Source organism: Caballeronia sp. INML1, from assembly GCF_023631085.1.
In the GTDB taxonomy this organism is placed as follows: domain Bacteria; phylum Pseudomonadota; class Gammaproteobacteria; order Burkholderiales; family Burkholderiaceae; genus Caballeronia; species Caballeronia turbans.
The window spans coordinates 1-10,801 of sequence record NZ_JALQDT010000021.1 but is presented as its reverse complement, the minus strand read 5'-3'; the positions used below and the strand labels follow the sequence as shown (position 1 = coordinate 10,801).

The 10,801-nt window shown below is 61.3% G+C and carries 7 protein-coding genes; 6 read left to right on the top strand and 1 reads right to left on the bottom strand.

Features of this window, described 5'->3' with window-relative positions; translation table 11 throughout:
• Positions 1-574 precede the first annotated feature (574 nt).
• Positions 575-2,014 (bottom strand): site-specific integrase, encoded by a 1,440-nt coding sequence (locus NCR38_RS08390; protein WP_250476794.1) that lies wholly within the window; start codon positions 2,012-2,014, stop codon positions 575-577.
• Between the two features lie 240 nt (positions 2,015-2,254).
• On the opposite strand from NCR38_RS08390, the gene NCR38_RS08385 reads away from it, so the two are divergent.
• The 6 genes from NCR38_RS08385 to NCR38_RS08360 all read left to right on the top strand — a co-directional run bounded on the left by NCR38_RS08385 (position 2,255) and on the right by NCR38_RS08360 (position 10,617).
• The gene (locus tag NCR38_RS08385; protein ID WP_061119631.1) at positions 2,255-4,123 is read left to right on the top strand and encodes an extracellular solute-binding protein; all 1,869 of its coding nucleotides are present in this window, start codon (positions 2,255-2,257) and stop codon (positions 4,121-4,123) included.
• Between the two features lie 13 nt (positions 4,124-4,136).
• Positions 4,137-5,180 carry a microcin C ABC transporter permease YejB gene (locus NCR38_RS08380; RefSeq protein WP_250476793.1) on the top strand — a complete coding sequence of 348 codons (1,044 nt, stop codon included), beginning with the start codon at positions 4,137-4,139 and terminating at the stop codon, positions 5,178-5,180.
• A 1-nt stretch (position 5,181) separates the two neighbouring features.
• A complete protein-coding gene (locus NCR38_RS08375; RefSeq protein ID WP_061119629.1) occupies positions 5,182-6,303 on the top strand; it encodes an ABC transporter permease in 1,122 nt (373 codons plus the stop codon).
• Positions 6,300-7,898 carry an ABC transporter ATP-binding protein gene (locus tag NCR38_RS08370; RefSeq protein WP_250476792.1) on the top strand — a complete coding sequence of 533 codons (1,599 nt, stop codon included), beginning with the start codon at positions 6,300-6,302 and terminating at the stop codon, positions 7,896-7,898. Before NCR38_RS08375 ends, NCR38_RS08370 begins: the two co-directional genes overlap by 4 nt.
• Positions 7,899-8,045: 147 nt before the next feature.
• Complete coding sequence (locus NCR38_RS08365) at positions 8,046-8,702, top strand: C40 family peptidase (RefSeq protein WP_061119627.1); 657 nt, start codon at positions 8,046-8,048, stop codon at positions 8,700-8,702.
• Between the two features lie 370 nt (positions 8,703-9,072).
• Entirely contained in the window at positions 9,073-10,617 is a 1,545-nt protein-coding gene (locus NCR38_RS08360; protein WP_061119626.1) for a 2-isopropylmalate synthase, read from the top strand.
• The last annotated feature ends 184 nt before the right edge of the window (positions 10,618-10,801 follow it).

The following is a 10,801-nucleotide window of genomic DNA, read 5'->3' as shown; positions in this document are numbered from 1 at the left end:
GCGACCCTTGCATCAGCAAGCCAGCCTCACGACTCTAAACACTAAACCCGCTGTTGCACTTCATCCTTGAAACCGCCCTCTTATTTGTACCCCGAGATAATTTTTGCGGAATTTATTCGTTGGGTGTAACGTTTTGAACTCTACTCAACGGAGCGCCCTGTGTCGGAACTATTCCTAACCGAGAAAGACGCACTAGAAATTGCAGCTAAAGCCGTGGCGCTTTATGCGGCTCGCCATCCGAGGCCGCTGCACGTCAACATCTCGCAAGCGGCGGAAATGCTCGGGCGTAGCAGGCCCACTGTTAGAAAGTTGCTAATAGAGAATCGCATATTTCTTAATAAACTTGGCTCGATTCCTATTGAGGCAATAGACCGGCTGTTAGCCTCGCAAAAATACTAGCATTAACCCAACAAGGGAATTTATGTGTTTTAAGTTTATTAGCCGCCGTGGGCAAGACTACACACGGCCTCTGCTTTGAGTTATCGAGCAAAAGACCGACCCGTCGCGCAATCCACCTTGGCGCGGGCGTGTGCGTTCTTGGGCGCGGCCTTGCCAGTCGTTCTCTTGCTGAAAGCTATCCTTTAATGTCGGTTAGCCCGTAGACCGCATACTTGCTCATTGCCTTCACGAGCGGGGCCAAGGGGTAGAGCAGACCGCCGTATCCGCCCGAGGCCGAGCTATCCGTATGGCCTTGGATTGCGTCCGCAAGCTCCTTGCTAATCCCGAGTTGGCGGCATACGTCCTTGAACGTGTGGCGGAACGAGTGGAATACGATGCCGTCCGAGGTCGGGGCGCAGAACTTACGGAAATAATCGCGCATCCACGCCTTAGACCAAGCGGTAGACTCAAGGCCGTGCTTGTCCTTTCGGAGCAACGGGAATATCCGGGAACCGGTCTGTTGCTGGCAATACTCGACAAACCCAAGACGGATTAGCTCCGGGTGGATAGGGATACGGCGCACGCTCCCCGCGTTCTTAACCCCGAGGCCCTCGTCCTCGTCTGCGGTAATCCGTAACACCCATGCCTTACCCGCGTTCCCGTTAGCGTCCCGGTACTCCTCCTCGTAAATGTCAGAGGGGCGGAGTTGGCATAGCTCCTCTATGCGCGCCCCCGTGTATAGGCCGAGCAAGGGGAGCCAGAATTGAGCTTCTCCGGCTAGGTTGGCAGCGCGGAATCCCTCTGTATAAATCTTGGACGAGAACAGGCGGTTAAGCGTAGCGAGGTCGAATGGCGGGCGGCTAGCCTTAGCAGACACCTTGCCCTTGTCCGTAACCGTAACGCCGTCCGCCGCGTTGTTCTCAACCCAAGCCCGGCCCATAGCGAACGTAAGCAAGGTGGATAGTTGCGAGAGGGATGACCGCGTTGTGATCTTGCTATGCCCCTCGGCTACGAGCTTGTCCTTAAACGCCACTACGTCCGCCTTTCGGATAGCCGGTACGGGAATGTCCCCGACGAGGGAGCGGAACCGTTCGGCGGCCCGAGCGTACGCGGAGGCGGTGCGGGTGTCGGGCTTGCGCTCCTCCTGCCAGAGGGCTACTAAGGTCCGTAGTGTGCGGTCCTCGGTAGACGCTGCGATAGCGGGGCGGGGCGCGGCGGGCGTGGGGTAAGATGCCCGAGCGGTTGTGGCAGGCGTGGCGGGGATATGGGAGGGCGTGAGGCCTAGCGCGGCTCGGGAGTAACCAAGGCGGGCGGCTATCTTATCGGCCAACCTATCAAGCTCCTCCTCGCGTTCCTCCTCTGCGAGCGTCCCGTCCTCGGGGTCCCCCCACTCCTCAGGGAGCAGGGTTTCCCAACTGGCGGGGTTGGTACCGGTCTTGGTCTGGAGCGCGGCCCGGGCTTGGGCGAATTCGTGGTTGAGGGCGTCGTCCGCAGCGGTACAGAGGACCTTTGCGATATGGTGGTCCTTGGTTCCGAGAGCCTTAACAATCTCTCTGCGCCCGTAGTGCTCAACGAGGTCAAGCGGCACACGCCGCCGTAGGTAGTACGCTGCACCGCGACGAATTGGTTTGCTCATGTTAAGAATTCTCTCTGCTACACACGGACTACTGACATGGACTGTGTACCCCTCGGAGGCCCGCCAGTAGCGTGAACCAAGCCAGCAAAGGGAGTTTAGACCATTGTTGTCTGTGTATCAATTTTTGGGTAGAATTCTCTCACATCGCAATGCCCCGCCAAGGATTCTCGCGGCGTTCGCTTCGGGCGTCTGCCCGGGTCACTCAAACGCATCACACCCTCATATCGCGCCAAGAGGCACATGACGACCCGTACGACGATCCGCCCATTTCGCGCCTCATCCCGTTTCTTCGCGCTTGCACTGGCCGGATCGATCGCATCGTTCGCGAGCCCGGCGCATGCGGTTCACGCGATCGCGCAATACGGCGAGCCGAAATATCCCGCGGGTTTCAAGCACTTCGATTACGTCAACCCCGGCGCCCCGCGCGACGGCACGCTCGTGCTCGCGAATCCGAGCCGGCTGACGAGCTTCGACAAGTTCAATCCGTTCACGTTGCGCGGCAACCCGGCGCCCGGTCTTTCGCTGATGTTCGAAAGCCTGACGACGGGCAGTTCCGACGAAGTATCGACCGCGTATGGCCTGCTCGCCGACGATATCTCGGTCGCGCCGGACGGCATGTCGACGACCTTTCACATCAATCCGAAAGCGCGCTTCTCGAACGGCGATCCGGTCACGGCCGAGGACGTCAAATTCTCGTTCGAGACGCTCAAAAGTCCGCTGGCCGCGCCGCAGTTCTCCGTCTACTTCGGGCAGATCGCGCGCGCGGTCGTCGTCGATCCGCTCACGATCCGCTTCGAGTTCAAGACCGCGACGCGCGAAATGCCGCTGCTCGCGGGCGGCATTCCCGTGTTCTCGCGCAAGTGGGGGATGAAGCCGGACGGTACGCGCATTGCGTTCGATCGAATCGCGTTTCAGAAGCCGATCGGCAGCGGGCCGTATCTGATCGACCGCTACGACAACGGCCGCACGATCTCATACAGGCGCAATCCGGAGTACTGGGGCGCGTCGCTGCCGGTGCGCGTCGGCATGTTCAATTTCGCGCACATCGACTACAAGCTCTACGGCGATCCCACCGCGCGTCTAGAAGCCTTCAAGGCGGGCGAGTATGACGTGCTCGTCGAATATGTCGCGCGAAGCTGGGTGCGGCGCGATATCGGCAAGCGTTTCGACAGCGGCGAACTCATCAAGCGCGAGTTCCCGCAGCACAACGGCACGGGCATGCAGGGATTTTTCATCAACACGCGCAAGCCACTCTTCAAGGACGTGCGCGTGCGCCAGGCGCTCGATCTCGCGCTCGATTTCGAGTGGCTCAACCGGCAGCTTTTCTTCAATCAGTACAAGCGCATCGACAGCTTCTTCGTCAATACCGATCTGCAAGCCAGGGCCACGCCGAGCGAAGGCGAACTCGCGATCCTGAACCCGCTGAAGAGCCAACTCGATCCGGCCGTGTTCGGCGAGATGCCGCGTCAGCCGGACACCGATCCGCCCGGCTCGCTCCGCGCGAATCTCATCAAGGCGCGCGAATTGCTCCGTGAAGCCGGCTGGACATATCGCGACGGCGCGCTGCGCAACGCGAAGGGCGAGCCCTTCGTCTTCGAGATTCTCGACGACACGGGCGGCGGCGCATCGATGGAGCCGGTCGCGGCCGCGTTCGGGCGCAATCTGCAGAAGCTCGGCATCACGATGAACTTTCGCACCGTCGACTACGCGCTCATCCAAAAGCGGCTCGATGCCTTCGATTTCGACATGACGAGCGTGCGCATGCCAGACGTGCAGGTGCCGGGAACCGAGCAGGTCTCGCGCTTCGGCAGCAAGTCCGCCGACGAGCAGGGCTCGGACAATCTCGCGGGCGTGAAGTCGAAGGCCGTCGATGCGATCCTGCAGAAAGTGATTTCCGCACAGACGCGCGAGCAGCTTGTCGACGCGACGCACGCGCTCGATCGCGTGCTGATGAACGGCTACTATGTGGTGCCGCACTGGTACTCGGCGACGCATCGCGTGGCGTATCGCAATACGCTTGGCTTTCCGTCGACGTTGCCGCTGTATTACGGCGCCGAGGAATGGGTCATATCGACGTGGTGGGCCAAGTCCGCGCCCGCGGCGAAATAAAGGACGGTGCGCCATGTGGAGCTACATCCTTAAACGCATTCTCCTGATGATCCCGACGCTCATCGGCGTGCTGACGCTCACGTTCGTCGTGATCCAGTTCGTGCCGGGCGGTCCCGTCGAGCAGGCCGTGCACGATCTGCGGCGCGGTCAGTCGGAGGGCGGTGGCGGCGGTTTCGGCCTGCGCACGCATACGGGCGTCGATGCGCAGCAGGTCGAGCAGCTCAAGAAGCTCTATGGCTTCGACAAGCCGCCGCTGCAACGCTACTTTCTGATGCTCGGCAAGTTCGCGCGCTTCGATCTCGGCGAGAGCTACTTCAGGCATCAGAGCGTGTGGTCGCTGATCGTGTCGAAGCTGCCGGTGTCGATCAGCATCGGCTTGTGGACCTTTTTCATCACGTATCTGATATCGGTGCCGCTCGGCATCGCGAAGGCCGTCAGGAATGGCTCGAAGTTCGATGTCGCGACGAGTCTCGTCGTGCTCGTCGGTTTCGCTATTCCGGGCTTCGTGCTGGGCGTGCTGCTGCTCGTGCTCTTCGGCGGCGGATCGTTCTGGCAACTGTTCCCGCTGCGCAATCTCACGTCCGACAACTGGGCGGCGCTTTCTCTCGGCGGCAAGATTCTCGACTATCTGTGGCACATCACGTTGCCGGTGACGGCGTCGGTGGTGGGCAGCTTCGCCATCATCACGATGCTCACGAAGAACGCGTTTCTCGACGAGATTCGCAAGCAGTATGTGCTGACCGCGCGCGCGAAAGGCCTGGGCGAGCGTCGCGTGCTGTGGAAACACGTGTTTCGCAATGCGCTCCTGCCGCTGATCGTCGGCTTTCCGGCGGCGTTCATCGGCGCGTTCTTCACGGGCAGCCTGCTGATCGAGACGCTGTTCTCGCTCGACGGGCTGGGCCTGCTTTCGTACGAATCCGTCGTGCGGCGCGACTATCCGGTCGTGCTCGGCACGCTCTATCTCTTCACGCTGATCGGCCTCGCGACGAAGCTCGTCTCGGATCTTTGTTACGTCTGGGTCGATCCGCGCATTCAATTCGAACAACTGGAGCGCTGATTTGAATCGAGCCGCTTCATCGGAATCGTCACGGCGCGAGCCCAACGGCAGCGACGCGCAACCGTTGCGCGGCGAGGCATCGGTGCCGCCGGGGCGGCGCGTCTGGCTGCGCTTCAAGCGCAACCGCCTCGGGTACTGGAGCCTCGTCGTGTTTATCGCGGCGTTCGTCATCAGCCTCGCGGGCCCGCTCTGGTCGAACGACAAGCCGCTCGTCGTCCGGTACCAGGGGCACATGTACTTTCCGCTCGTGAAGACCTATGCGGAGACGACTTTCGGCGGCGATTTCCCGACGCCCGCCGATTATCTCGATCCCTTCGTGCGCGACCGTTTCAGCGCGCCCGGCAACTTCGCGATCTATCCGCCGAATCACTACTACTACGACACGCTCAACTATTTCTCGAAAGGCTCGAACCCGGCGCCGCCTTCGCGCGAAAATTGGCTCGGCACCGACGACCGCGGCCGCGACGTGTTTGCGCGGCTCGTGTACGGCTTTCGCGTGTCGGTGCTGTTTGCCCTCGTGCTGACGGTGATCGGCACGATCCTCGGTGTCGTCGCGGGCGCGGTTCAGGGTTACTTCGGAGGACGGATCGATATCACCGGGCAGCGGCTGATCGAGATATGGAGCGCGCTGCCGGAGCTCTATCTGCTCATCATCTTCGCGTCGATCTTCGAGCCGAGCCTGATCCTGCTGATCATCCTGCTGTCGCTGTTCGGATGGATCGGCTTGTCGGATTACGTGCGCGCGGAGTTTCTGCGCAATCGCACGCAGGACTATGTGCGCGCGGCGCGCGCAATGGGCCTGTCGAACTGGCAGATCATCTGGCGGCACGTGCTGCCCAATAGCCTCACGCCTGTCATCACGTTCCTGCCGTTTCGCATGAGCGGCGCGATTCTCGCGCTGACGAGCCTCGATTTTCTCGGTCTGGGCGTGCCGTCACCGACGCCCTCGCTCGGCGAGCTGCTCGCGCAGGGCAAGGCCAATCTCGACGCCTGGTGGATTTCGCTTTCGACCTTCGGCGTGCTCGTCGCCACGCTGCTCTTGCTGACCTTCATGGGCGATGCCTTGCGCAACGCGCTCGACACGCGCATCGCCGATGCAGTGAAAGCGGGAGGCGGGCAGTGAGCGAGCCACTTCTTTCGATTCGCGACCTGCGCGTGCGCTTCGGTGACACGCTCGCCGTCGACGGCGCGAATCTCGATATCCGCGCGGGCGAGCGTGTGGCGCTCGTCGGCGAATCGGGCTCGGGCAAGAGCGTGACGGCGCTGTCGATCCTGCGCCTGCTGCCCGACGCCGAGGTGGCCGGCTCGATCCGCTTCGCCGGCGAGGAATTGCTGTCGAAGAGCGAGCACGCGATGCGCGGTTTGCGCGGCTCCGATATCGCGATGATCTTCCAGGAACCGATGACGGCGCTCAATCCGCTCTACACGGTGGGCGACCAGATCGGCGAGACGATCCAGCTACACGACGGCACGAGTCCGCGCGAGGCGCGGCAACGCGCGATTGCGCTGCTCGCGCGCACCGGCATCACCGAGCCGGAAAGGCGTGTGGACAGCTATCCGCATCAGCTTTCGGGCGGGCAGCGCCAGCGCGTGATGATCGCGATGGCGCTCGCATGCCGGCCGCGCCTTCTTCTTGCCGACGAACCGACCACGGCGCTCGACGTGACGATCCGCGCGCAGATCGTCGAATTGCTGCTGGAGCTTCAGCGCGACGAAGCCGAGAAACGCGGCATGGCCGTGCTGCTCATCACGCACGACCTGAACCTCGTGCGGCGCTTCGCGCAGCGCGTCGCGGTGATGGAGAAGGGCGTGCTCGTCGAAAGCGCCACCGTGGAGGAGATTTTCACGTCGCCGCAGCATCCGTACACGAAGCGGCTGATGCAGAGCAAACCAAAGCGCAACGTGCTGCCTGTGCTGCCGATCGCGCCGGTGCTGCTCGACGCGAAGGATGTGTCCGTCGATTATCCGACGCGCCTGACCGGTTTCGCGGGCTGGTTCCGGCGCGGCCGCTTCAGGGCCGTCGATGACGTCACGCTGACGGTGCGGCAGGGCGAGACGCTCGGCATCGTCGGCGAATCGGGTTCGGGCAAGTCCACGCTCGCGATGGCGCTGCTCGGGCTGCAGCGGACCTCGACCGGCACGGTGCAGTTTCAGGGGCGCGCAATCGGCGATTTTCGCGGACGCGAAAAAGCCGTGCTGCGCTCGAATCTCCAGGTGGTCTTTCAGGACCCGTTCAGTTCGCTGTCGCCGCGGCAGACGGTGGAGAGAATCGTCGGGGAAGGGCTCGCGCTGCATCGTCCGGAACTCGATGCCGCCGCGCGGCGCGCGAAGGTGATCGCGGTGCTGCGCGAAGTCGGCATGGAGCGTGCGGCGCTCGATCGCTATCCGCACGAATTTTCCGGCGGGCAGCGGCAGCGCATCGCGATCGCGCGCGCGCTGGTGCTCGAACCGAGCATCCTGATCCTCGACGAACCGACGAGCGCACTCGATGTTTCCATTCAGGCTCAAGTACTTGCGCTCCTGGCCGACATTCAGAAGAAGCACAACCTCGGTTACGTTTTCATCAGCCATGACCTGCAGGTGATCGGCGCGATGGCGCATCGCGTCGCGGTCATGCGGAATGGATTTGTCGTCGAGTCGGGCGAAGTAGAGAAGATTTTTGCGAACCCTTCTGACGAATACACAAGAAAGCTACTGAGAGCAGCCCTGAATTCCTAAAAATCTTTCTTTTTCACCAATTGGGTGCCCGTCTCAATTGTATTTTTCTATTTCTTTTGACAGTTAAATACTTTGTGGCTAGTATCCCTCCAAACTTTCTCGTATCTCCCTGATTTCGCAGCTTTTAATTGTAAAACCTACCGACCGATGCAACCACTAACGTTGACTCAAACATGCGCGCGCGCCGCCGCGGGTATGTTAATCGGCCTTCTGATGACAACAACTTCCGGCGCATTCGCCGATGAAGTCAGCAGTAGTAGCCAAAATGCCAACAACGGCATTTTTTCGTCCAGTAAATCCAGTGACGCAAGCGCAGACGCCGCCCGCACTCCGGGCGGTGCAAAGTCATTTCTGTCTGGCGTGGCGAGCAAAGCGGGCGACGTCGTCGTCGGCGCGCTCAACATGATCGGCGTGCGCTATCGCTGGGGCGGCAACACGCCGGATTCCGGCCTCGACTGCAGCGGCTTCGTGCGCTACGTCTTCCAGGACACGCTGGGCATGACCTTGCCGCGCCGCGCGGAGGAAATGAGCCGTGTCGGAGAAAAGGTGACCGTTTCCGATCTCAAGCCGGGCGATCTCGTGTTTTTCAACACGATGCGCCGCTCGTTCTCGCACGTCGGCATTTATATCGGCGACAACAAGTTCGTGCATTCGCCGTCCACCGGCAGCACGATCCGTGTCGACGACATGGAAGACGGCTATTGGGAGAAGCGCTTTCAGGGCGCGCGCCGGATCGAGAATGCGCCGGTCGGCGATGGCTCGGAACTGCGCCAGCGTGTGAGCGCGTCGATCGGCGGTTACTGATCGTCATCAAGCTTATGAAAAAGCCTGCCTCCTTCAGGGACGCAGGCTTTTTTGTTTTCCGCCAGGTTCAGCGCAATGGCGCGGCAAGTGGAACGTCAATCGGCGCCATCGGAAAGCCTCATTGCACGCGCCTCTAAAAGCCGTTATAGTTTTTGAATGAACTTTTTCCCGTTCCCCTTCTCGCTATTCCCGGCTGGTGCGTCGCTACACGCACTATCGCTGCTAGCGCGCCTACCGCGCTGATTCGTCTCGCCTCCCGTCTGCTCGTCTTTCAGGTTTTCGACGCCAGCGGTGGCGCGAACACCCGAATTCCCTTTTGCCTTATCGTTTTTCACCCAACAATCGATAAATCTCCCCACAGGAGCCCAGCATGGCAGCAGACAAGTTGATCATTTTCGACACGACCTTGCGCGATGGCGAGCAGTCCCCCGGCGCGTCGATGACGAAGGAAGAGAAGATCCGCATCGCGAAGCAACTGGAGCGCATGAAGGTGGATGTGATCGAGGCGGGTTTCGCGGCCAGTTCGAACGGCGATTTCGACGCGATCAACACCATCGCATCGCTCGTGAAGGACAGCACCGTCTGCTCACTCGCACGCGCGAACGACAAGGACATCCAGCGCGCCGCCGATGCGTTGAAGCCCGCGAATCAATTCCGCATTCACACGTTCATCGCCACGTCGGCGCTGCACATGGAAAAGAAGCTGCGCATGACGCCGGAGCAGGTCTACGATCAGGCGCGCCTCGCAGTGCGCTTCGCGCGCAAGTTCACCGATGACGTCGAGTTCTCGCCGGAAGACGGCAGCCGATCGGACATCGACTTCCTCTGCCGCGTGCTCGAAGGGGTCATCGACGAAGGCGCACGCACGATCAACATCACGGATACGGTCGGCTACGGCATTCCGGAGCACTACGGCAACCTCGTCAAGACGTTGCGCGAGCGCGTGCCCAATTCCGATAAGGCTATCTGGTCGGTTCACTGCCACGACGACCTTGGTCTCGCGGTCGCGAATTCGCTCGCGGGCGTGCAGATCGGCGGCGCGCGTCAGGTCGAATGCACGATCAACGGTCTCGGCGAGCGTGCAGGCAATACGTCGCTCGAAGAAATCGTGATGGCCGTGAAGACGCGCAAGGACTATTTCGGGCTCGATGTCGGCATCGACACGACGCAGATCGTTCCCACCTCCAAGCTCGTCTCGCAGATCACCGGTTTCGTCGTGCAGCCGAACAAGGCGGTCGTCGGCGCAAATGCGTTCGCGCACGCGTCGGGCATCCACCAGGACGGCGTGCTGAAGGCGCGCGACACTTACGAAATCATGCGCGCGGAAGACGTGGGCTGGAGCGCGAACAAGATCGTGCTCGGCAAGCTGTCGGGCCGTAACGCGTTCAAGCAGCGTCTGGAAGAACTCGGCGTGACGCTCGAATCCGAAGCCGACGTGAACGCCGCATTCGCGCGCTTCAAGGAACTCGCCGATCGCAAGGCCGAAATCTTCGACGAAGACATCATGCAGATCGTCTCCGAGGAATCGGCGGAGGCGCAGGCGAAGGAACACTTCCGCTTCGTCTCGATGAAGCAGCATTCGGAAACCGGCGAGCAGCCGCAGGCGAAGGTCGTCTTCGCGGTGGAAGGCAGCGAAGTCACGGGCGAGGCGGGCGGCAACGGTCCCGTCGATGCGACGCTGCACGCGATCGAATCGAAGGTCGGCAGCGGCGCGGAACTCGTGCTGTACTCGGTGAACGCGATCACCACCGGCACGCAGGCGCAAGGCGAAGTGACGGTGCGTCTGTCGAAGAGCGGGCGCATCGTGAACGGGGTCGGCACCGATCCGGATATCGTCGCGGCGTCGGCGAAGGCCTATATCGCCGCGTTGAACAAGCTGCATTCGAAGGTCGAGAAGCTCAATCCGCAGCTTTGATTCTCGGGGCGCAGTCTGGTCTGAAATGGAAAAAGCCCTCGCGAGAGGTAATGCCGTTCAGTTAAGGTCTTTTCTTAGATAACGAACGGTGTACCGTTTAGGGCGGGATTTGACGACCCGGTCGCATGCGCGTCCGGGTCGTTTTTCGTTGGGGAGAGACTTGAGCCTTTCGCGCAGGCGCTGA